The sequence below is a fragment of the Mycobacterium shunyiense genome (assembly GCF_058270035.1).
Genome location: NZ_JBZDPT010000043.1, coordinates 76,432 through 99,206 on the forward strand (window position 1 = coordinate 76,432; position 22,775 = coordinate 99,206).

Below are 22,775 nucleotides of genomic sequence, written 5' to 3' on the forward strand. Positions count from 1 at the left end.
GTGACGTCACCCGTCGTGCTTGCCCAGGAACGCCCCGATCGCGTCCACGATACGGGTGGCCATCAGCGTCTTCGAACCGTGCTCGAGTGCAGCCTCGGCGCCGTCCGCGCTCAGCAACCAACCGTCGTTGTTGTCCACCTCGAACGCACGGTTCTCCCCCACTGCGTTCACCACCAGCAGATCGCATCCCTTGCGCTGGAGCTTGGCTCTGGCGTGGAACAGCACGTCGCCATTGGCATCGCCGGTCTCGGCGGCGAAGCCGACGATGGCCCGCATGTTCGGCAGCTGTCCCTCGGTCCGGGCGCGCACTGCTCCGGCGAGCACGTCGTCGTTGCGGACGAGGTCGATGGAATTGGGCTCGGAGGCGCTGCCCTTCTTGATCTTGCTGGTGGCCACCTGCGCGGGCCGGAAGTCGGCAACGGCTGCGGCCATCACCAGAACGTTGGCCTCGGGGGCGTACTTGGACACCGCGTCTCGCAACTGGGCGGCAGAACCGATGTGTACGACGTCGACGCCGGCCGGGTCGACCAGACCGGCGGTGTTACCCGCGACGAGCGTCACGTCGGCGCCGCGCTGGGCCAGGACCCGGGCCACGGCGTATCCCTGCTTGCCCGAGCTGCGGTTACCGATGAACCGCACCGGATCGATGGGTTCACGAGTGCCGCCGGCCGTCACCAGCGCCTTGACGCCGGCCAGGTCATAGGGCAGGGCGTCGCCCCGCTCCAGCAGCAACTGGGCGAACGTGGCGATCTCTTCGGCCTCGGGGAGCCGTCCCGCACCGCTGTCGGCCCCTGTGAGCCGGCCGGACGCCGGTTCGAGCACCACAGCGCCCCGACGGCGCAATGTGGCCACGTTGTCGACGGTGGCCGGGTGAAACCACATCTCGGTATGCATTGCGGGCGCGAACAGCACCGGACATCGCGCCGTGAGCAGCGTGGCGGTCAACAGGTCGTCGGCGCGGCCTGCCACGGCACGCGCGAGCAGGTCCGCGGTAGCGGGTGCGACGACGACGAGATCGGCCTCCTGGCCGATCCGGACGTGCGGAACCTCGTGCACGTCGGTGAACACACCGGTGTGCACGGGATTGCCCGACAGGGCCTCAAAGGTGGCGGCGCCGACGAAGCGCAGAGCCGACTCGGTGGGCAGCACGCGTACCGAATGGCCCGCCTCGGTGAGTTGGCGGACCAGGGTGCACGCCTTGTAGGCGGCAATGCCGCCGGCCACACCGACGACGATTCGCTTACCCGCGCTCACGTCTCCGGCCCTGGCCTGGCTACTCGCCGCCCTCGGTGTGCTCGAGCAGGTCCTCGTGGATCTCCCGCATCGCGATCGACAGCGGCTTCTCCTGCAGACCGGGCTCGACCAGAGGGCCGACGTACTCAAGAATGCCGTCGCCGAGCTGGTTGTAGTAATCGTTGATCTGACGCGCCCGCTTGGCGGCGTAGATCACCAACGCGTACTTGCTCGACGCGCGGTCCAGCAACTCGTCGATGGGCGGGTTGGTGATGCCCAGCGGCGTGTCGTAGGCGCTGGCGGCGGACGAATCGATGTCGTCCGCAGCGGCCAGCTGCGCATCGGCGTGCGGGGTGCTCACGAAAAAGTCTCCTGGCGGTTGCGTGAATGCGGTTACTGAACAGCGTGCTGGTGGCTCGCGGATCCGATCGCGTCGGTCCCGGCACGATGAGTCATCGGCTGTCCACCAGCAAGGATACCAATTCAGCGCATGCGGTATCCAACTGGCGGTTCACCACAACCTGGTCAAAGTCGGATTTCGCGGCCATTTCGGCCCGCGCCGTCTCCAATCGCCTGGCCATCACCTCGGGCGTCTCGGTGCCGCGACCGGACAAACGGTTGACCAGTTCGTCCCAGCTCGGCGGTGCGAGGAACACCGATACCGCCTCGGGCATGGCCTTCTTGACGGCGCGCGCCCCGGCCAGATCGACCTCGATCAGCACCGGGCGTCCGGCCCGGGTGGCCTCTCGCACCGGCTGCGCCGGCGTCCCCGAGCGCTGCAAACCACCGTGGATTTCAGCCCATTCCAGCAGCTCACCGTCATCGATCAGCTGCTGAAACCGCTCTTTGGACACGAATGTGTAGTCGACTCCGTCGACCTCGCCGGGGCGCGGTGCCCTGGTCGTGACCGAGACGGAGAAATACAAGCCGGGAAGCCGCTCCCGCAGGCAGCGGACCACGGTGGACTTCCCGACGGCGGAGGGACCGGACAACACGACGACCGGAGCCGTCGATGCCTGTTGCCCGGCCCCTCTACCAGCGCTCAATGCGGGCGTCTCTACTGGTCGAACTTCTCCAGGAGGGCCTTGCGCTGACGATCACCGAGGCCGCGCAGACGGCGGGTCGGGGCGATCTCCAGCTCGGTCATGATTTCCTGCGCCTTGACCTTGCCGACCTTGGGCAGGGCCTCCAGCAGCGCGGAGACCTTCATCTTGCCCAAGACCTCATCGGTCTCGGCGTCGGTGAGCACCTGCTTGAGGTTGGTGCCGCCACGCTTGAGTCGATCCTTGAGCTCGGCTCGCGCTCGACGTGCGGCAGCAGCCTTCTCCAACGCTGCCGCGCGCTGTTCGTCGGTCAACTGGGGAAGGGCCACGGTTTCCTCCGTCTCCTGGCGATTTCTCTTCGGCCATCACTTGTTTTGTACGGCTGGAGTGCAAACCAGCCAGCGACGACGACCGTACCCACGCTGGCTGACGAACGCTAACCCCACCCCCTGGTTACGGCGCTAAAAGCCCAGCGTGTAGTGCGCTCCGCCGGCCGCCGGTTTTTCGCCGAAATCACGGCTCAGCATCGATCCAGGCGGCCCCGGAGGCCGGATATTCCTGCAAGTCAATGGTTTTCGAGGACCCGCCAGCTAAGTCCGAAGAGGCCCCGCCCCCTCGGCGGTGCCCCCAAAACCTGGGATTACCGGCGGGTAAAAAAAGTTTTCGCTGGTCACGGCGTGTCGGGCGTGTCGGAACGGGTGACGCGCACGTCAAACGTCGGCGTATGCACGACGCCTAACCCCCGCCTAGTTGCCGCATAGCGATTACACAGCTCGGCTAAATAGCCTCCGATGATCGGGTATCTGACGCCCGTGAAGGGAAGCTGGACATGAACATCAAGCGTCTCACCTGCGCTTCTGCCCTGGCGGTGACCCTCGGAGCCGCCACCCTGAGCGCTGGGACCGGGCTCGCGGCCGCCCAACCCGGGCCACCGTGCAACTTCGGCAACTGCCAGGGCCCGGGAGGACCGGGTGGTCCGGGTGGACCCGGTGGACCCGGTGGGCCCGGTCATCCTGGCGGTCCGGGTGGCCCCGGTGGCCCCGATCGACCAGGCGGCCCCGGCGGACCGGGTGACCATGGCGGGCCCGGATGGCAGGGCGACCACGGCGGACCCGGCGACCGCGGGCCAGGCGGCCCCGGAGGACCTGGATGGCCCGGCGACCACGGCGGACCAGATGACCGCGGTGGGCACTGGGGCCCCCCGCCCCCCGATCTGTCCTGGCGTGGGATGGACCAGGGCCGTTTCGACCACCAGCCGTTCAACTACAACGGCAGGTGGGTGACACCGCTGTTCAACCCGGACTTCAACGGATGGGGCTTCTGGTTCTTCGGAATCTGGATCCCGCTGTGACCCGGTGCGCCTCACCGCATCTGGCAACGCACTGACCAAACTGGTTGTATCCGAGCAATTCTCGTCGAGAGGATACGGCCGCCCAATCGGGCAAACCGAGGAGTGCTGACGAAAAGGCGGGCCGCCACCGGGACGGCCCGCTTTTTCCGTCTCTTCGATGCCTTGCAACCCCATACGATATGACCGTGATCCGATCGGCGAGCGCGGTACTCATCCTGCTGTTGATCGGATTGACAGCGAACGTCGCAGCCCCGGCCTGGGCTTGTGGGTGCGGCGCGTACATCCCGGACCGTGCGGGCGCCAGCGTCGCCGACGAGCGTGCACTCGTCGCGTGGGACGGTGTCACCGAGGACATCCTGATGTCGTTCAACGTGCGAGGCGGCTCGTCGAAGGCTGCCTGGATCATGCCGGTGCCGTCAGAGGCCGAGGTCACGCTCGGCGAACCGGCCGTGTTCAGTGCACTGGCCGCGCTGTCGGCACCGCGTATCGAGTATCGCGACTCCTGGTGGCCGTCGTTCGGTTGGTTGCCGGGGATGGTCTCCCAGCGCGGAGACGGCCTTGTCAGCGCTGCCGCTCCCGACGGGGTCACGGTGCGCAGCCAGCAGCGACTCGGGCCGTTCAATGTCACCCGGCTGGCCTCTGACGATCCCCACGCATTGGCGTCGTGGTTGTCGGAGAAGGGTTTTCCGCAGCCGCCGAGCCTCGCTGAGGACCTCACGCCCTACATCGCCGGTGGTTGGGAGATCGTGGCCATTCAGCTGTTTCCCGACGCGGCCGGCCAGACCCTGACCGGGAATCTGCAGCCATTGCGGTTGTCGTTCGCCTCCGACACCGTGATCTACCCGATGCGCCTGTCCCGTGCGGCCAAACTCCCGCTGGCCGTCGACCTGTATGTGCTGGCCAACCACCGCATGGATCCGACCGCATTCCCGGTCTCCGGACGGAAGCCCGAGCTGCAGTTCGCCGGACGCATATCGGGCGGGATCCGCGAGCTCGATACGTTCCTCGAAGCGGGGAATTACCTGACCCGGTGGACCGACACAATCGACTCCCCCGCATCGATCGACGGGGATTACGGCTTCGCACCTGCTGCTTCGGACACCGACTACCAGGAAGTTATCTACCGCGAACGAGATCGCGGGGATCTCACCGGCCTCGCTCTGTTGGCCGCCGCCGCCATCGGTGCGGTGTTCGTCATCGTTCGGACGCTCAGGATCCGCGGCCGCCGTCAGGCGAGGTAGGCGACCTCGTCACGCAGGCGCTCGGCGGCCGCGCGCACATCGGCCACCGCGGGACCGGCCCGGAGCACCTCGCGGGACACCGCGGGCAGAACCAGTCGGGCCCCGCCGAGCCCACCCAGCGCGTCGGCACGCCCGCCCTGAGCACCAACACCGGGCACCAGCACCGGCCCGCCCAGCGCACTCAGATCAGGCAGGTCCGTCACGGTGGCCCCGACCACCACACCGACCGATCCGGTGGAGTGAGCGGCGATCCGATTCACCTCAGCGACGGAATCGACGATGGACTGAGCCACGGTGCGCGACCCGGCCATCGCGCGCTGCACACTCGGCCCTTCCGGGTTGGAGGTCGCGGCCAGGACGAAAACTCCACGACCATTGGCCGCGGCGGTGTCCAGCAGCGGCTGCAGCGAACCGAATCCCAGATACGGCGACGCGGTGACCGCGTCGGCCGCCAGTGGCGAATCACCGGCCCAGGCCGCCGCATAGGCGGCCATGGTCGAGCCGATGTCCCCGCGCTTGGCATCGGCCAGCACCAGTACCCCGGCCTCGCGCAGCGCACCCATGGTGCGTTCGAGCACCGCGAAACCCGCTGAGCCGTAGGCCTCGAAGAACGCCACCTGCGGCTTGACCATCGCGAACCCCGCGAACGCCGTCACGCAGATGTCGCTGAACGCGGCCAGTCCGTCGGCATCGGTGGACAGGCCCCACGCCCGCAGCAGTTCGGGATGGGGGTCGATGCCGGGGCACAGCGGTCCCCGCTCCGACACCGCGGTGGCCAGCCGTTGCCCGAAAGCGTCCATGGTCAGCGCGATTCCAACTCGCTGTGCAGTTCCTGCAGTGACATCACGCCGATGTCGCCGCGGATGGCCGCCTCGATGCCCTGCACCGCGGCGGAGGCACCCTGCACCGTCGTCACGCACGGGATGTTCATCGACACTGCGGCCGAACGGATCTCGTAACCGTCGACGCGCGGCCCGGAATTTCCGTACGGCGTGTTGATCACCATGTCGACCTCGCCGGCCTTGATGGCGTCGACCGACGACGGCAGCGGCGCATCTCCGTGCGGTTCCTCGGAGTGCTTGCGCACTTCGTCGCAGGGAATACCGTTGCGGCGCAGCATCTCTGCGGTACCCTCCGTGGCCAGTACCCGGAATCCGAGGTCGGCCAGGCGCTTGACCGGGAACACCAGCGACCGCTTGTCACGGTTGGCCACCGACACGAAGACGGTGCCCGAGGTCGGCAGCGACCCGTAGGCCGCGGTCTGGCTCTTGGCGAACGCGGTACCGAAATCGTGGTCGATGCCCATCACTTCGCCGGTCGACTTCATCTCCGGTCCCAGCAGCGAGTCGACCTGCGCACCGTCGGCCCGGCGGAACCGGTGGAACGGCAGCACGGCTTCCTTGACCGCCACCGGCGCATTGCGGGCAATGGCGGCCCCGTCGCCGGTCTTGTTCAGCAGGCCCTCCGTGCGCAACTCGGCGATGGTGGCACCCAGCATCACCCGAGCACAGGCCTTCGCCAGCGGCACCGCGGTGGCCTTGGAAACGAACGGCACGGTACGGCTGGCGCGGGGGTTGGCCTCCAGGACGTAGAGGACATCGTCCTTGAGCGCGTACTGCACGTTGAGCAGTCCCACCACGCCGATGCCGTGGGCGATGGCCTCCGTCGCGCGGCGCACCGCTTCGATGTCACTGCGCCCCAAGGTGACCGGGGGCAGCGCGCAAGCTGAGTCACCGGAGTGGATACCGGCCTCCTCGATGTGCTCCATGATGCCGCCGATGTACACCTCGTTGCCGTCGCACAGCGCGTCGACGTCGATCTCGATCGCGTCTTCGAGGAACCGGTCGACCAGCACCGGGTGTTCCGGGGACAGCTGGGTGGCGCGGGCGATGTAGCCCTCAAGCGTCGCCTCGTCGTAGACGATCTCCATCCCGCGCCCGCCCAGCACGTAGGAGGGGCGCACCAGCACGGGGTAGCCGATGTCGGAGGCGATCCGCCGGGCCTGCTCGAAGCTGGTGGCGGTGCCGAACCGCGGGGCGGGCAGACCGGCGTTGACCAGAACTTCGCCGAAAAGCCCGCGGTCCTCGGCCAGGTCGATGGCCTCGGGCCCGGTGCCCACGATCGGAACTCCGGCGTCTTCGAGACGCTTGGCCAGACCGAGCGGCGTCTGACCGCCGAGCTGCACGATGACGCCGACGACGCCGGGACCGGTCCCGTCCTCGCCCTTGCCCGAGGCGTCCTCGGCGTAATAGACCTCCAGCACGTCCTCGAAGGTGAGCGGCTCGAAGTACAACCGATCGGCGGTGTCGTAGTCGGTGGACACCGTCTCGGGGTTGCAGTTGACCATCACGGTTTCAAGGCCGACCGCACTCAGTGTGGTCGCGGCATGCACACAGCTGTAGTCGAACTCGATGCCCTGACCGATGCGGTTCGGGCCCGATCCCAGGATCAGCACCTTGGGCTTCTCGGTCTGCGGGGCCACCTCGGTCTCGGCCGCGGGGTCGAGCTCGTAGCTGCTGTAGTGGTACGGCGTCTTGGCGTCGAACTCGGCCGCGCAGGTGTCGACGGTCTTGTACACCGGATGGATGCCGAGCCTGCGGCGCAGCGCGCGCACCCCGGACTCACCTGCCAGTTCCGGCCGCAGAGCGGCGATCTGGCGGTCCGACAGGCCGCTGTGCTTGGCCCGTCGCAGCAGTTCGGAGTCGAGCACCGGCGCTTCCAGCAGTTCGACGCGCAGCGCGACCAGTCCGGCGATCTGCTCGATGAACCACGGGTCGACGCCGGAGGCCTCGGCCACCTGCTCGACGCTGGCGCCCAGACGCAGTGCGTGTTCGATGTCGTAGAGCCTGCCGTCCACGGCGGTGCGCAGGCCGGTCAGCAGCTGCTCGACCGTCAGGTCGGGGTCCGGCCCGGTCCAGAAGCCGGCCCGGCTGGTCTCCAGCGACCGCATCACCTTTCCGAGGGCCTCGATGAAGTTGCGGCCCAACGACATCGCCTCGCCGACCGACTTCATCGTGGTGGTCAGCGTGGCGTCAGCCCCGGGGAACTTCTCGAACGCGAACCGCGGCGCCTTGACCACGACGTAGTCCAGCGTGGGCTCAAAGCAGGCCGGGGTTTCCTTGGTGATGTCGTTGACGATCTCGTCGAGCGTGTAGCCGATGGCCAGCTTCGCCGCGATCTTGGCGATCGGGAACCCGGTGGCCTTCGAGGCCAGCGCCGAGGACCGCGAGACGCGCGGGTTCATCTCGATGACGATGAGCCGTCCGTCTTCGGGGTTGATCGCGAACTGGATGTTGCAGCCGCCGGTGTCGACGCCCACCTCGCGCAGGATGTCGATGCCCACGTCGCGCATCTTCTGGTACTCGCGGTCGGTCAGCGTCATCGCCGGGGCAACGGTCACCGAGTCCCCGGTGTGCACGCCCATCGGGTCGAAGTTCTCGATCGAGCACACCACCACGACGTTGTCGCGGTGGTCACGCATCAGCTCGAGCTCGAATTCCTTCCAGCCGTAGATGGATTCCTCGATCAGCACGTTGGCCGTCGGCGAGGCGGATAGACCGTCACCGGCCATCCGCTCGACGTCCTCGGCCGAGTACGCCATGCCGGATCCGAGGCCGCCCATGGTGAAGCTGGGCCGGACCACGACGGGCAGCCCCAGATCGGCGACGGTCTCGCGGACCTCGTCCATGGTGAAACAGACACGGCTGCGCGCGGATTCACCGCCCACCTTGGCGACGATGTCCTTGAATTTCTGCCGGTCCTCACCACGCTGGATGGCCTCGAAATCGGCGCCGATCATCTCGACGCCGTACTTTTCGAGGACGCCGTTGTCGTGCAGGGCCACGGCGGTGTTCAGCGCGGTCTGCCCGCCGAGGGTGGCGAGGACGGCGTCGATCTTGTTGCCGCGCTCGGCCTGCTGGACGATGACCTTCTCGACGAACTCCCAGGTGATCGGCTCGACATAGGTGTTGTCGGCGTACTCGGGGTCGGTCATGATCGTCGCCGGATTCGAGTTGACCAGGCTGACCTGGATCCCCTCGGAGCGCAGCACGCGACAGGCCTGAGTACCTGAGTAGTCGAACTCACAGGCCTGGCCGATGACGATCGGGCCGGACCCGATCACCAGCACGTGGTTGAGATCAGAGCGACGTGGCATTTACTTCTCTCCTGCCATCAGGTCTACGAACTGGTCGAACAGGTACTCGGCGTCGTGCGGGCCGGCCGCGGCCTCGGGGTGGTACTGCACCGAGAACGCCCGGCCGTTGGCCAGCCGGATGCCTTCGACCACACCGTCGTTGGCGCAGGTGTGGCTGACCTCGGCTGATCCGAAGGGGGTATCAAAAACCTCGCCCTTCTCTCCTTCTAATGCGAACCCGTGGTTCTGGGCGGTGATCGCCACCCGCCCGGTGATGTGGTCGATGACCGGGATGTTGATGCCGCGGTGGCCGAACACCATCTTGTAGGTGGATCGGCCCAGAGCGCGGCCCAGGATCTGGTTGCCGAAGCAGATGCCGAACAACGGAATTCCCGCACTCAGAACCTCGCGGGTCACCGCGACGATGTGATCGGCGGTGGCCGGGTCGCCGGGGCCGTTGGACAGGAACACCCCGTCCGGCTTGAGATCGGCGATCTGATCGAAGCTCACCGATGACGGCAGCACGTGGCTGCGGATCCCGCGTCGCGCGAAGTTGCGCGGGGTGTTGGTCTTGATGCCCAGGTCGACTGCCGCAACCGTAAACCGGTGGCCGCCTTCCGGTTCCACAACATAGGAACTCTGCGTGCTGACCTGGCCGGCCAGATCCGCGCCCAGCATCGAGGGCTGGTCCAGTACGCGGGCGACCAATTCGTCGGTCGTCGCCAACGCATCCCCCGAGAACACCCCGGCCTTCATCGAACCGCGGGTCCGCAGGTGGCGCACCACTGCCCGGGTGTCGATCCCGGCGATACCGACGATGCCCTGACGGACCAGCTCGTCGTCGAGGGTTCCGCTGGCACGCCAGTTCGACGCCCGCGGGGAGGGATCACGCACTGCGTAACCGGCCACCCAGATCTTGTCGTCGCGGCTTTCGCCATCTTCGGTGTTCCACCCGGTGTTGCCGATCTGCGGTGCGGTGGCGACCACGATCTGACCGTGGTAGCTGGGATCTGTGAGCGTTTCCTGATAGCCCGACATGCCGGTGGAGAACACCGCCTCGCCGAGGGTCTGCCCGACCGCACCGAATGTGGTACCGGTGAAGACGCGCCCGTCCTCCAGTACCAGGACCGCCTTGCCGTTCCGATTGTTCGTCATACCTCTTCCTCCAGCCAGCGGTCGTACTCTGCGCGATTGTCGGCGCGGAACCCGGTGTCGATCTCGGTGCCCGAGGGCAACCTCCACCTGATTGCCAGGATTCCGTCGTAAGTCAGTGCCTTGCCTGCGATCCCACGCTCGGTTCTGATCGCGGTGACAGACTCGGCGGGAATCCAGACCGGACCGGCCCCGCTGCGCTGCAACATGATTCCCTCGGGGTAACGGGTCAACACGGCCTTGGCCCGGAAGCCCAGGCTGCCGGCGGCCACCTTGTCGTTCCAGTGCGGCACCACCGTGCTGCCCACGTACATGCCCTTCATGGGCGGGATGATCGATGCGCTGACCGTGTCGGGCAGCGGCGGCAGGGTGCCGATCAGTTCGGCCTGGCGCTGCGCGCGATGCAGCCAGCCGCGCATCATCTGGCGGATCAGGAAAGCGATCAGCACAGCCAGCAGCGCGGCCAGGATCAGCGATGCGATCAGCGTGGGGGTGTTCACGGCGCCGATCCCCGGGTCGCTGCGCTCCTGCCCGCCGGAAGACACTTCCCGTGCAGTGCAGTGATCTTGCCCCGCAACAGTGTGGCGGTCACGGTGGCGGGCAGCGTCATCGATTCGAAGGGCGTGTTGTCCGACCGGCTGGCCAGCTCGTCTCCTTCGACCGTCCAGGTCGCATCGGGATCGACCACGGTGAGGTTGGCGGGCTCGCCCACCTCCAGCGGCCGGCCCTGATCCGGCAGGCCGACGATGGCTGCCGGCGCCTCGCTCATCACCTTGGCCACCCCGCGCCAGGTCAGCAGGCCGGGACGCACCATGGTCTCGGCCACCACCGACAGTGCGGTCTGCAGGCCGAGCATGCCCGGACGGGCGACCGAGAATTCGCAGCACTTCTCGTGCTCGGCATGCGGAGCGTGATCGGTGGCCACGCAGTCGATGACCCCGTCTGCCAACGCCTGCCGCAGCGCAACGGCATCACTCGCTTCGCGCAGCGGCGGGTTGACCCGGTTGCGTCCGTCGTAGCCGGCCAGCCTGCCGTCGTCGAGCAGCAGGTGGTGCGGCGTGACCTCGGCGGTGATCGAAATGCCTTGCGCCTTGGCCCACTTCAGCAGTTCCACGGTGCCCGCGGTGGAGGCGTGGCAGATGTGTACCCGGGCACCGGCATCGCGGGCCAGGATCGCGTCGCGGGCCACGATCGATTCCTCGGCCGAGCGCGGCCACCCCGCCAACCCGAGTTTCGCCGCGTTGGGCCCTTCGTGGGCGACCGCGCCGACGGTCAGCCGCGGCTCTTCGGCGTGCTGGGCGATGAGCACCCCCAGGCCGGTGGCGTATTCGAGGGCCCGCCGCATGACCAGTGGATCATCGACGCACAGACCGTCGTCGGAGAACATCCGTACCTGACCGACGCTGTCGGCCATCAGGCCCATCTCGGTGAGCTGCTTGCCCTTCAGGCCGACGGTGACCGCACCCACCGGGTGCACGTCGACCAGGCCCACCTGCTGGCCGCGGTTCCATACGTGGTCGGTGACCACCGCGGAATCGGCGACCGGATCGGTGTTGGCCATCGCGAACACCGCGGTGTATCCACCGAGAGCCGCGGCGGCCGAACCGGTTTCGATGTCCTCGGCGTATTCACGGCCCGGCTCGCGCAGATGGGTGTGCAGGTCGACGAAGCCCGGCAGGAGCACCTGGCCGGCGGCCTCGATCACCTCGGCGCCCTTGGGAGCCTTGAGGGCAGAGCCGATCTCGGCGATCTGCCCGTCGGCGATCAGCACGTCGAGTTGGTCGCCTTCGCCGTAGAGGCGTGCACCGCGAATGAGTACCTGCTGCGTCATACGCTGATCGCCTCCCGATCCGCGCCCACCAGCAGATGGAACAGCACCGCCATCCGCACGTGGACACCATTTGAAACCTGTTGCAGAACAGCCGATTGCGAGGAATCGGCAACCGGGAACGCGATCTCCATGCCTCGCACCATCGGTCCCGGGTGCAGCACCACGGCGTTACCGGGCAGCATGGCCTGACGCTTCTCGGACAATCCGTAGCGCACCGAGTACTCGCGGGCCGAAGGGAAGAACGCACCGTTCATCCGCTCGGCCTGCACGCGCAGCATCAACACGGCGTCGGCGGCGGGCAACTCGGCATCCAGATCGTGCGACACCGTGACCGGCCACCCGGACACCCCGACCGGCAGCAGCGTGGGCGGCGCCACCAGCACCACCTCGGCACCCAGGGTGGCGAGCAGGGACACATTCGAACGGGCGACGCGGCTGTGCAGCACATCGCCGACGATCACCACGCGCTTGCCCTCGATGGAACCGAGACGCTGACGGATGGTCAGCGCGTCGAGCAGGGCCTGCGTCGGGTGCTCATGGGTTCCGTCACCGGCATTGATCACGCTGGGACCGCCGGTCTCCTCGGCCGTCCACTCGGCGAGCTGTTGCGCGGCGCCCGAGTGAGGATGGCGGATGATCAGGGCGTCGGCGCCGGCGGCACGCAGGGTCAGCGCGGTATCGCGAAGCGACTCTCCTTTGGCCACCGAGGATCCCGACGAGCTGACGTTGATCACATCGGCGCTCATCCACTTGCCCGCGACCTCGAACGACACCCGGGTCCGGGTGGAGTTCTCGTAGAACATGGTGATGACGGTGCGTCCGCGCAGCGTGGGCAGCTTCTTGATCTCGCGGCCCAGCAGTGCCTCGCGGAACCGGTCGGCGTCGTCGAGGATCGCCGTCGCGTCATCCCGGCTCAGATCCGCTGCCGACAGAAGATGACGTGTCGTCATAGCGGTCGATTCCTCACGCAAGCGTTCGTCATTTCGAAATCACTACCCCATCACGGTCGTCATCCTCGGACAGCAGCACATGGACGCTCTCGGTGCGCGAGGTCGGCACGTTCTTGCCGACGTAATCGGCGCGGACCGGCAGTTCCCGGTGACCGCGGTCGACGAGCACCGCCAGTTGCACCACCCGCGGGCGACCGATGTCACGCAGCGCATCCAGCGCTGAGCGCACCGAGCGCCCGGAGTACAGCACGTCGTCGACGAGGATCACGACGGCGTCGTCGATGCCGCCGGCCGGGATCGAGGTGGCCGCCAGTGGTCGCGGCGGCTTGAAGTTGAGGTCGTCGCGGTAGAGCGTGATGTCAAGCGCACCGACGGGCAACGCCACATCGGCGAACTCGTTGATCTTGGCGGCCAACCGCCTGGCGAGGGTCACACCGCGCGTGGGGATGCCGAGGAGAACGACCCGTTCGCGTTCGGCGGGATCGTCAAGGGCGGTCTTCTCGATGATCTGATGAGCGATCCGGGAAACGGTGCGGCCGACGTCCGCCGCAGACAACAATTCCCGGTCGGTACCTGAAGAGCCCATGAGGTGACTCTGACCTCCTTCTCCGCCTCTCGGGACGGATCGTTAAAGGACGTCGAACTGCCAGGCAGCTTAGCAGGCCGCAAACCTCCGACCGGCCACGGTCACCTCGCAGTGTCACTCATCACGGCGTCCAGTTCGGTTCCCTTCGTCTCGGGCAGCAACAGCGTCGAGACGATGCTGACGACGACGAATACCGCCATCATCGCCCCAACAGCCCAGCTACCGAGCGTGGCCACCAGAGCACCGGCGACCAGCGGCGGTATCGCTCCGCCCACGATGCCGGCCAGATTGAACGACAGGCCGGCGCCGGTGTAGCGGTATCGGGTGGCGAAGATCTCAGGCAGGAAGGATCCGATCGGCCCGTAGGACAGGCCGAAGATGCAGAAGATGCCGGCGATCGCCACCGCGAAACCCACCGGTGAACCGGAGTCGATCAGCGGCATCACGACGAACGCCCATGGCAGGGCCAGCCCGAAGCCGGCAAGGATGACGCGCCTCCGGCCGTACCGGTCGCACAGCACCGCCGAGATCGCCGAGAAGACCATCAGCGCGACGCCGGCGAGCACACCGACACCGAGGATGAGGCTGCGCGTATGCCCGATAGGTGTGCTGGCGTAGCTCATCAGGTAGGTGCCACCGAGGAAGCTCATGGTGAAAATGCCGACCATGCAACCCGCGGCGAGCGCCACCTGCCGGGTCTGGGTCCGGAACAGTTCGCTCAGCGGCGCCTTGGGCACACCGCCGGTCACCTGTTCCCGGGCGAAGACGGGTGTCTCGTCGATGCTGAGCCGCACGTAGAGCGCCACGATCAGCAGTACTGCGCTGAACAAGAACGGCAACCGCCAGCCCCAGTCGAGAAAGACCGCGCTCTTCTCGCCGATGGTCAGGCTCACGATGAAGACCACCAGATTGCTCACCGCAAGACCGGCGCCGGCGCCGAGCTGGGTGAACATCCCGTACATACCGCGCTTCCCGACGGGCGCGTACTCGGCGCTGAGCAGCGCCGACCCCGCCCATTCGCCACCCACGGCGAACCCCTGGAGCAGTCGCAGGGCCAGGAGGATGATCGGGGCGGCGACGCCGATGGTCGCGGAGCTGGGCACCAGCCCGACGCACACCGTCGACAACCCCATGATCAACAGGGTGGCGATCAGAGTCTTCTTGCGGCCCAACCGATCTCCGAAATGGCCGAACACTGCCGCACCGATGGGGCGGGACAGAAATGCGACCGCGAACGTGCCGAGTGACGAGATGGTCGCCATCGTGGGGCTCATGTTCGGGAAGAACACGTGGGGAAAGATCAGCGCCGCGGCGGTGCCGTAGATGTAGAAGTCGTAGAACTCGATCGCCGTGCCGATGAAGCTGGCGAACGCCACCCGCTTCATGGGGTGGGCCTCCGGAGTCGCGACGGAGCTCGGTTCGCCGTCGATCTGGTCCTGCTGGGTCATCTGCCTCTTCTCACGCCACGAACTTCGCCCGAGAAGTATCACCCAGCAGTTGGGTCAGACCATCTCGAATCCGTGATAACCCGCCACGGCCACGCCGTCACCGATCTGCTTGTAGACGCCGACACCGGCGACGAACGGCAGGAACACCCGTCGCTTACCGGGCACGTTGGCACCCATGTACCAGGACGCGGCTTGCGGCAGCAGGGTCAGGTCGGCGGTGTCGTTGGTGATGTTCACCCAGTTGTCCTCGGCCTCGATGTCGGCTTCCATCCGGTTCAGGCCGTGCTCGCGCAGGTGCACCAGTGCGGCACTGATCCACTCGACGTGGTACTCGATCGAGGTGAGCATGTTGGACAGCACTGAGGGACTCTGCGGCCCGGTGACGGTGAAGAGGTTCGGGAATCCCGCCGACATCAAGCCGAGATACGTCCGCGGGCCCGCGGCCCATTTCTCCCGCAGCGTGTGGGTGGCGCCGGTCTCGTCGACGGCCCGGATGTCGATGGCGTTCAGCGCGCCGGTCATGGCATCGAATCCGGTGGCCAGCACGATCACGTCGAACTCGTGCTCGGTGTCACCGGCAAGGATGCCGCGTGCCGTGATCCGGTGCAGCGGTTCGTCGTTGAGGTCGATGAGCTCCACGTTGTCCTGGTTGTAGACCTCGTAGTAACCGGTGTCGACGCACATCCGCTTGGCCGCGATCGGATAGCCGCGCGGCGTCAGCTTCTCGGCGAGCCGAGGGTCGGTCACCTTCTGACGAATTCGCTCGCGCACATAGTCGGCGGCGGTCTCGTTGGCGACCGGATCCAACAGCAGGTCGTAGAACGACTGCTGGAAACACAGGCCGCCGTCATCCCAGCGCCGGTCGAGCTCGGCACGGGAGGTGCCGCTGTCGAGATCGCCGAAGAACGGGGGCAGCGCCGCACCGTCACCGCACTGCGCGCCGCCCCGCGACAGGCGGCTGACGTCGCGAAACTGCGGGTAACGCTGTTTGACGTCGGCGAGCTCGTCGGCGATCAGGCGGTTCTGCGCCGGGACGGCGTACGGGGGCGTGCGCTGAAACACGGTCAGTGCGCCCACCACCGGTGCGATCGCGGTGATCGTCTGCACGCCAGAGGAACCGGTGCCGACGACGGCAACCCGTTTGCCCTCCAGGTCCGCGCCGTCGGCGGGCCAGTCCCAGGTCCAGAGGACGTCACCGGCGAAATCTTTCAGTCCCTCGAACGACGGCATCAACGGTTTGGACAGGCATCCGGTCGCCGCGATCACGAAGTTCGCGCTGATTTGGGCGCCCGCTTCGGTCGTGACGGTCCACTCGTTTCTGGTGCTGTCGAAATCCATTGCGACAACCCTGGTATCGAAGGTGATGTCGCGACGGAGGTCGAAGCGGTCGGCAACATGCTTGGCGTAGGCGAGCAGTTCCGGCTGAGCAGCGTAACGCTCGGTCCAGTTCCACGACTGCTGCAACTGCGGGTCGAACGAGTACGAGTATTCGATCGATTCGATGTCGCAGCGAGCCCCGGGATACCGGTTCCAGTACCAGGTGCCACCCACCTCCGGTCCGGCCTCAAGGACGCGTGCGTCGAATCCGAGCTCACGCAACTTGTAGAGCTGGTAGAGGCCGGCGAATCCGGCACCGATGATGATCACGTCGTGATCGGCCACCACTCACACCGCCTTTCGGTCGGACCGGTACGTGTCGAGGAACGAACTGATGTTGTTGGCGACCAACGACATTCCGGTCTGGTAACCGGGCAGGATGTTCGCCATCTGGAAATACCCGTGCATCTCGCCGGCCGCCTCCTCCAACGTCACACGCACCCCGGCGTCGGCGAGCGCGGAGGCGTAAGCCACGCCCTCGTCGTGCAGCGGGTCGTACTCGGCGACATAGACGAGAGCGGGCGGGAGACCGGCGAGGCTGGTCGCCCGCAACGGTGAGGCGTCCGGGTTCGTGCGCCGCGCCGGGTCCGGAAGGTAGTGCTCCCAGAACCAGATCATGGTGTCCCGGCCGAGCATCAGCTGATTCTCGGGCGCGACGTACGACGGCCGGTCGAAGTCGCAGTCAGTAACCGGGTAGATCAGTGCCTGGTAGTCGATCCTGGGCCCCTGCCGGTCGCGGGCCCACCGCGTCATCACCGCGGCGATGTTGCCTCCGGCGCTGTCGCCGGCGACGATCAACGGTGCACCGACGGGTGCGTACTCAGCTGCATGGGCTGCGGCCCAGCACAATCCGATCCAACTGTCTTCCAGCGCGGCGGGGAACGGATGCGCGGGCGCCTTGCGGTAGTTCACCAGGACCACGATGGAGTTGGTCAGGTTCGCCAGGTGCCGGCCGACGTGGTCGTACTGCAGATCGATGTCGCCGATCACCCAACCACCGCCGTGGAAATACACGATGACCGAACGGGATTCGCCCTCCGGGGCGAGGACACGGACCCGGAACTTCCCGCCGTCCTCACCCGCGAGCTTCACGTTGTGCACCGCGGCCACGTCGGGTCCGCGTCCGCTCATGCCCGCGAAGATCGGCCCGGCCATCCGCGCCATCGCCGGCGTACCTTCGTGGATCGGTGGATCACGGGTCTCGGCCAGTTGCGCCAGCAGTGCCTGGGTCACCGGTTCCAGCGACATCAGATCACCGCTGGATCGACTTGATCTCGAGGAACTCCTCGAGCCCGTACCGGCCGGCCTCACGCCCGTTGCCCGACTGCTTGTATCCGCCGAAGGGCGCGTTGGCGTTGAATGCGCCTGCGTTGATCTGCACCTGGCCGGCCCGGATCCGGCGCGCGATGCTCTCGGCACGTTCCGGCGAGGCGGACCAGACCGCCCCGGCCAGGCCGTAATCCGTTGCGTTGGCGATGCGTACCGCGTCGTCCTCCGAGTCGTATGCCTCGATCGCGAGAACAGGGCCGAAGACCTCCTCCCGGTGGATCGTCATGTCCTCGGTGACGTCGGAGAACACCGTCGGCCGGACGAAGGCACCGGGCCCGTCGGTTGCGGTGTCGCCGCCGGTGACCAGACGTGCCCCTTCGCTCATCGCCGTCTGGATGTGGCCGATCACCCGCTCCTGCTGTGCTCGGGACGACAGCGGCCCCAGTGCGGTTCCTTCGTCGCTCGGGTCGCCGACCGGCAGCGCTTCGGCAGTCGCCTTCGCGAGTGCCTCCACCTCGGCCAGTCTGTCGCGCGGGACGATCATGCGGGTCAGCGCCGAACAGGTCTGTCCGGAGTTGAGCATCATCGTCTTGACCGATGCGGGCACCACCGATTCCAGGTCGGCGTCGTCGAGAATGATGTTGGGGCTCTTGCCACCGAGCTCCAGCGAGACGCGCTTGACGGTGCGGGCGGCGACTTCCTGCACGCGCCGGCCGGCCCGGGTGGACCCGGTGAAGCTGACGATATCGACGTCGTCATGCCCGGCGATCGCCTCGCCGACATCCGCCCCGGTGCCGAACACCAGGTTGAACACGCCTGGCGGCAGACCGATCTCGTCGATGATCTCGGTCAGCGCGAGCGCGCACAGCGGCGTCACCTCGCTGGGTTTGACGACGACGGTGTTTCCCGCGGCCAATCCGTATGCGACCTTCAGGGCGATCTGATGCAGGGGGTAGTTCCAGGGCGTGATGGCGCCCAGCACGCCGAACGGTTCCCGCACGATCGTCGATCCGCGGTATTCGTTCTCGAACTCGTACTCGCGCACGATGTTGGCGGCCTCGGCGAAACTGTTGAGTGGCAGCCCCAGCTGGATTGCCCGGGAAATCGTGATGGGACAACCCATCTCGGATGAGATGGTGCGGGCCAGGTCTTCAGACCGCTCGGCCAACTTGCCGGCGATCGCGGTGAGGTAATCCGCGCGCTGCCCGACCGGCGTCGCCGACCACGCCGGGAACGCGGCACGTGCGGCTGCGACGGCCGCGTCGACGTCTGCGGCAGTGCCGGCCACCACCTCGGCGATCACCTCGTCGTTCGCCGGGTTGATGACGGGTATGCGGGTGCTGCCGCTCGAAACCGCCCACTTGCCGTCAATGTAGTTGCTGTCTTGGATCTGCATTGATTCCCCCTGTTCGGTTCAGTAGTCGGTGTCGGAGTAGACGACGAGGCCGCGAAGGTTCTTGCCGTCGAACATGTCCCGGTAGCCCTGATTGATGTCTTCCAGGCGGTAGCGGGTGGTGACGAGTTCGTCGAGCTTGAGATTGCCGGAGCGGTAGAGATCGAGGAGTCTCGGGATCTGGGTGCGGGGTCCGACGCCGCCGAACACCGCCCCTTGGACCCGCTTCTGCAGCAGGGTCAGCTCGAACAGATTGAGGTCGACGGTCGACTGGGTGAAATCGCCCATGCCGGTGACGATTACCTGTCCGCCCTTGCCGGTCAGGCTCAGCGCCTGCTGGATGTGTTCGCCCTTGATCTCGCCGACCGTGATGATCGTGACCTCAGCCATTTTTCCCCACGTGAGGTCGGGTAGTTCGGCGGCGGCGTCCTCGACGGAGGCGAACGTGTGGGTGGCGCCGAACTCGAGCGCCTTCTTCCGCTTGAAGTCGACCGGGTCGATCGCGACGACGAACCGGGCACCTGCGAACTTCGCACCCTGCACGGCGTTGATGCCGACGCCGCCGATGCCCATCACCACGACTGTGTCGCCGGGGTGGGTGTCGCCGATCTCGGTCGCCGAGCCCCAGCCGGTGGAGACTCCGCAGCCCAGCAAGGCAGCCACCTCCAGCGGCACATCCTTCTCTATCTTCACGACCGAGGCCTGGCTGACCGTGACGTACGGCGCGAAGGTGCCGAGCAGGCACATCTGGATGACTGGTTGGCCGTCGCGGGTCACCCGGTACGTCTTGTCGGAGACAGCCTGGCCGGTCAGCAGCCCGGCGCCCTCGTCGCAGAGGTTCTGCAGACCGGTGGCGCACGACGGACACGTGCCGCACGCCGGAATGAAAGCGAGGACGACGTGGTCGCCTTCCTCCAGTCCGGTGACCCCGGGCCCGACCTTGGTGATCACGCCGGCACCCTCGTGCCCGCCGAGTACAGGCATGAACGGCACCGGGCTGCTGCCGGCGACGACGTGTGCGTCCGAGTGGCACAGGCCCGACGCGGCCAGTTTCACCTGCACCTCACCGGCAACCGGGTCCCCCAGGTCAACCTCGCAGATCGTCCATGGTGCGCCGATTTCCTCGACGACAGCGGCCTTGACTTTCACAGAGCGTCTCCTCGCGTGTCATCCGACACAGTTCCGGGCGAACTGAGATCGGAATCACTCCCCCGAACCGTAGAGCGGTGGCGCGCCGTCCGACAGGACCGTCCCGGCCACAACTCGACATTTCCGGCCACTTCGGTGGCTCATGCCCTCGTTGACCCCGCTCCCCAGGTCGGCAAAACTGGGCGTCATGACGTCGGTCCTCGCCGAATCCGCTGATCAGGAGGCACTGCCCAGCTCCCCGGTCCTCCAATCGACCAACCGGGTCATAGCGGCCATGACCGACCCCTGGGACCACCCGCGCACTGCGGTTTCGGTAGCGATCATGTGTGAGTGGGCGGCCCGGCGCGGCAGCCCTGCCGAGGCGGTGCTGGCGGGTTCTCACCTCGATGCCTCCTGCCTGACCGACATCGACACCGTCGTCGAGGCCAGTCAGGAGCTCGCGGTGATCCGCAATCTGGCCGCCCTGTGCGCGGACAGTCCCGGTTCGGGGGTGGAACTGGGCAGCCGCTACCACCTGACCGCCTACGGCTATCTGGGTTATCTCCTGGCTGCGTCGGCCAGCGTGCGGGACACGGTCCATCGGGGCCTGTACTACGCGATGCTGACATTCGCCTTCTCGACCATGACGGCCCGCATCGACGATGACCACTACGTCCTGGCCTTCGATGCCGGTGACATCCCCGAGGCCATCCGAAGGTTCGTCATCGAACGTGATCTGACCGCGGTCATGCAGATCCAGCGCGACACGTTCCCCGACGTCGACGCGGTCCCGCTACACGAAATCAGGTTCGCCTTCCCGGCTCCTTCTGTCGCGGGCCGTGTCGACGTGTACCGGGACTACTTCCGGGTGCCGGTGTCATTCGGATGCACCCGCAACGAAATCGTCTACGACGTGGGCTATCTCGACCTGGCGCCGCCGATGGCGAATGCCCACACGACCGAGCTGATGGTCGCTCACTGTGACCGCATCCGTGCCGAGCGGTTGCACCACACCGGGGTCGCCGCCCAGGTGCGCGCACATCTGCTCGACCAGTCGTCTCTGGACCTCACCCTGGAAGACGTGGCGCTGCACCTGCACTACGCATCGCGCACATTGCGCAGGCACCTCGAGCGCGAGGGCACCACCTACCGGGCCGTCCTGGACGAGGTACGCCGGAGCGTCGCCGACAATCTCCTGCGGGACCGCATGATTCCGCATTATGAGATCGCTCGCCGGCTCGGGTACCAGGACTGGTCGAGCGTGGTCCGCGCCCGCAGGCGCTGGCGCCGAGGGTGACGCCCGGAGGTAGCGGAGATCGGGGCTCCGCCGCTGGATAGGCTGACGCGGATGAATCTCGACGGCAATCAGACGTCCATCCGTGAGGCGATCGACGCCGGGCTGTTGGCCGGCGCGGTCACGCTGGTGTGGCAGGCGGGCAAGGTGCTCCAGGTGAACGCCCTGGGACACCGCGACGTCGACGCCCGGCTCCCGATGCAACGGGACACCATCTTCCGGATCGCCTCGATGACAAAACCTGTCACGGTGGCGGCGGCGATGACACTGGCCGAGGAGGGCAAGTTCGCGCTGAACGAGCCGGTGACGAAATGGCTGCCGGAACTGGCGGACATGCGTGCGTTGCGCGAGACGCGCGGACCGCTGGACCGCACCGAGCCCGCGCGGCGACCCATCACCTTCGACGACCTGATGACCCACCGCAGCGGTCTGGCTTACGTTTTCTCGGTGCTGGGGCCGCTGGCGACGGCCTACGGCAAGCTGTCACTGCGCCAGGACCAGGACCGTTGGCTGGCCGAGGTGGCCAAGCTTCCGTTGGCCCATCAGCCCGGTGAACGCCTCACCTACAGTCATTCCACCGATGTATTGGGGATCGCCTTGTCCCGCATCGAGGGCAAGCCGTTGGCCCAGGTTCTGTCCGAACGGATCTTTGAGCCGCTGGGCATGGTCGACACCGGCTTCTCGGTCGACGCCGCCGGCCGGCGACGGGCCGCGACGATGTACCAGCTGACCGCCGAGAACACCTTGACCCACGATGTGATGGGCCCGGCGCCGATCGCCGATCCCCCGTTCTGCACGGGTGGGGCTGGCTTGTTCTCCACCGCCGACGACTATTTGAAGTTCGCCAGGATGCTGCTGGCCGGCGGCACGGTCGACGGGGTGCGCGTGCTGTCCGAGGAGTCGGTCCAGGTGATGCGCACCGATCGGCTCACCCCCGAACAGAAGCAACACCAGTTCCTTGGCGCACCGTTCTGGGTGGGTCGCGGCTTCGGTCTGAACTTGTCGGTGGTCACCGACCCGACAAAGTCACGCCAGTTGTTCGGCCCCGGTGGGTCGGGCACCTTCAGTTGGCCCGGCGCCTACGGCACGTGGTGGCAGGCCGACCCGTCGGCGGACCTGATCCTGATCTATCTGATCCAGAACCATCCGAATCTGTCGGTGGACGCCGCGGCCGTCAGCGGCAACACCTCGACTGCGAAACTTCAGGTGGCCCAACCCCGTTTCGTTCGGCGGACATACCAGGCGCTCGATCTCTGACGTGTGATGACTCGGGCCGTTCGGCTCCCGCACTGGGTCGACCTCGCATCCGCGGGGTGAAACTCATCCCGCACGCTACCGAGACCC

The 22,775-nt window shown here is 66.9% G+C and carries 20 protein-coding genes; 4 read left to right on the top strand and 16 right to left on the bottom strand.

All coding sequences use genetic code 11. The features are described 5' to 3' along the window. Positions 1 to 6: 6 nt before the first annotated feature. The 4 genes from coaBC to mihF form a co-directional block, all read right to left on the bottom strand. On the bottom strand, positions 7 to 1,254 hold the full coding sequence (coaBC, locus tag AC4ELS_RS23620; protein ID WP_064960482.1) for a bifunctional phosphopantothenoylcysteine decarboxylase/phosphopantothenate--cysteine ligase CoaBC: 1,248 nt from the start codon (positions 1,252 to 1,254) through the stop codon (positions 7 to 9). A 19-nt stretch (positions 1,255 to 1,273) separates the two neighbouring features. Further along, positions 1,274 to 1,594 (bottom strand): DNA-directed RNA polymerase subunit omega, encoded by a 321-nt coding sequence (gene rpoZ / locus AC4ELS_RS23625; RefSeq protein WP_044518192.1) that lies wholly within the window; start codon positions 1,592 to 1,594, stop codon positions 1,274 to 1,276. Positions 1,595 to 1,685: 91 nt separating this feature from the next. Continuing rightward, a complete protein-coding gene (gene gmk / locus AC4ELS_RS23630; RefSeq protein ID WP_448446626.1) occupies positions 1,686 to 2,279 on the bottom strand; it encodes a guanylate kinase in 594 nt (197 codons plus the stop codon). A gap of 11 nt (positions 2,280 to 2,290) precedes the next feature. After that, positions 2,291 to 2,605: an integration host factor, actinobacterial type gene (mihF, locus tag AC4ELS_RS23635; protein ID WP_003880790.1), complete on the bottom strand. Its 315-nt coding sequence runs from the start codon at positions 2,603 to 2,605 to the stop codon at positions 2,291 to 2,293. A 500-nt stretch (positions 2,606 to 3,105) separates the two neighbouring features. Between mihF and AC4ELS_RS23640 the strand changes: the two genes are divergently transcribed. Both AC4ELS_RS23640 and AC4ELS_RS23645 read left to right on the top strand, forming a co-directional pair. After that, a complete protein-coding gene (locus AC4ELS_RS23640) occupies positions 3,106 to 3,627 on the top strand; it encodes a hypothetical protein (protein WP_463805967.1) in 522 nt (173 codons plus the stop codon). Positions 3,628 to 3,806: 179 nt separating this feature from the next. After that, positions 3,807 to 4,868, top strand: a complete 1,062-nt coding sequence (locus AC4ELS_RS23645; RefSeq protein WP_499049540.1) for a DUF2330 domain-containing protein — start codon at positions 3,807 to 3,809, stop codon at positions 4,866 to 4,868. On the opposite strand, the gene pyrF is transcribed toward AC4ELS_RS23645, so the two are convergent. The 12 genes from pyrF to AC4ELS_RS23705 all read right to left on the bottom strand — a co-directional run bounded on the left by pyrF (position 4,856) and on the right by AC4ELS_RS23705 (position 20,158). Next, entirely contained in the window at positions 4,856 to 5,668 is an 813-nt protein-coding gene (pyrF, locus tag AC4ELS_RS23650; RefSeq protein WP_463792296.1) for an orotidine-5'-phosphate decarboxylase, read from the bottom strand. The two genes, AC4ELS_RS23645 and pyrF, sit on opposite strands and share 13 nt — an antisense overlap. A gap of 2 nt (positions 5,669 to 5,670) precedes the next feature. Next, positions 5,671 to 9,024 (bottom strand): carbamoyl-phosphate synthase large subunit, encoded by a 3,354-nt coding sequence (gene carB, locus AC4ELS_RS23655; RefSeq protein WP_499049542.1) that lies wholly within the window; start codon positions 9,022 to 9,024, stop codon positions 5,671 to 5,673. After that, positions 9,025 to 10,158, bottom strand: a complete 1,134-nt coding sequence (gene carA, locus AC4ELS_RS23660) for a glutamine-hydrolyzing carbamoyl-phosphate synthase small subunit (RefSeq protein ID WP_499049544.1) — start codon at positions 10,156 to 10,158, stop codon at positions 9,025 to 9,027. Further along, positions 10,155 to 10,655, bottom strand: a complete 501-nt coding sequence (locus AC4ELS_RS23665; protein ID WP_064879753.1) for a PH-like domain-containing protein — start codon at positions 10,653 to 10,655, stop codon at positions 10,155 to 10,157. The genes carA and AC4ELS_RS23665 overlap by 4 nt, the downstream gene beginning before the upstream one ends. After that, a complete protein-coding gene (locus AC4ELS_RS23670; RefSeq protein ID WP_499049546.1) occupies positions 10,652 to 11,986 on the bottom strand; it encodes a dihydroorotase in 1,335 nt (444 codons plus the stop codon). The genes AC4ELS_RS23665 and AC4ELS_RS23670 overlap by 4 nt, the downstream gene beginning before the upstream one ends. Continuing rightward, positions 11,983 to 12,936 carry an aspartate carbamoyltransferase catalytic subunit gene (locus AC4ELS_RS23675; protein ID WP_055113602.1) on the bottom strand — a complete coding sequence of 318 codons (954 nt, stop codon included), beginning with the start codon at positions 12,934 to 12,936 and terminating at the stop codon, positions 11,983 to 11,985. The genes AC4ELS_RS23670 and AC4ELS_RS23675 overlap by 4 nt, the downstream gene beginning before the upstream one ends. A 28-nt stretch (positions 12,937 to 12,964) precedes the next feature. Continuing rightward, a complete protein-coding gene (gene pyrR / locus AC4ELS_RS23680) occupies positions 12,965 to 13,522 on the bottom strand; it encodes a bifunctional pyr operon transcriptional regulator/uracil phosphoribosyltransferase PyrR (RefSeq protein ID WP_448446608.1) in 558 nt (185 codons plus the stop codon). Between the two features lie 101 nt (positions 13,523 to 13,623). Next, entirely contained in the window at positions 13,624 to 14,907 is a 1,284-nt protein-coding gene (locus AC4ELS_RS23685; protein ID WP_499049670.1) for an MFS transporter, read from the bottom strand. 117 nt (positions 14,908 to 15,024) lie between these two features. Continuing rightward, positions 15,025 to 16,632 carry a flavin-containing monooxygenase gene (locus tag AC4ELS_RS23690; protein ID WP_499049549.1) on the bottom strand — a complete coding sequence of 536 codons (1,608 nt, stop codon included), beginning with the start codon at positions 16,630 to 16,632 and terminating at the stop codon, positions 15,025 to 15,027. Positions 16,633 to 16,635: 3 nt separating this feature from the next. Further along, positions 16,636 to 17,595 carry an alpha/beta hydrolase gene (locus AC4ELS_RS23695; protein ID WP_499049551.1) on the bottom strand — a complete coding sequence of 320 codons (960 nt, stop codon included), beginning with the start codon at positions 17,593 to 17,595 and terminating at the stop codon, positions 16,636 to 16,638. A 4-nt stretch (positions 17,596 to 17,599) separates the two neighbouring features. Further along, positions 17,600 to 19,012, bottom strand: a complete 1,413-nt coding sequence (locus AC4ELS_RS23700; protein ID WP_448446602.1) for an aldehyde dehydrogenase family protein — start codon at positions 19,010 to 19,012, stop codon at positions 17,600 to 17,602. An 18-nt stretch (positions 19,013 to 19,030) separates the two neighbouring features. Further along, positions 19,031 to 20,158 (bottom strand): NDMA-dependent alcohol dehydrogenase, encoded by a 1,128-nt coding sequence (locus AC4ELS_RS23705; RefSeq protein ID WP_064879700.1) that lies wholly within the window; start codon positions 20,156 to 20,158, stop codon positions 19,031 to 19,033. A gap of 187 nt (positions 20,159 to 20,345) precedes the next feature. Between AC4ELS_RS23705 and AC4ELS_RS23710 the strand changes: the two genes are divergently transcribed. Both AC4ELS_RS23710 and AC4ELS_RS23715 read left to right on the top strand, forming a co-directional pair. After that, positions 20,346 to 21,434 (top strand): AraC family transcriptional regulator, encoded by a 1,089-nt coding sequence (locus tag AC4ELS_RS23710; protein WP_499049553.1) that lies wholly within the window; start codon positions 20,346 to 20,348, stop codon positions 21,432 to 21,434. Between the two features lie 51 nt (positions 21,435 to 21,485). Beyond that, positions 21,486 to 22,688, top strand: coding sequence for a serine hydrolase domain-containing protein (locus AC4ELS_RS23715; RefSeq protein WP_064960472.1), 1,203 nt, complete (start codon positions 21,486 to 21,488; stop codon positions 22,686 to 22,688). Positions 22,689 to 22,775: the final 87 nt, after the last annotated feature.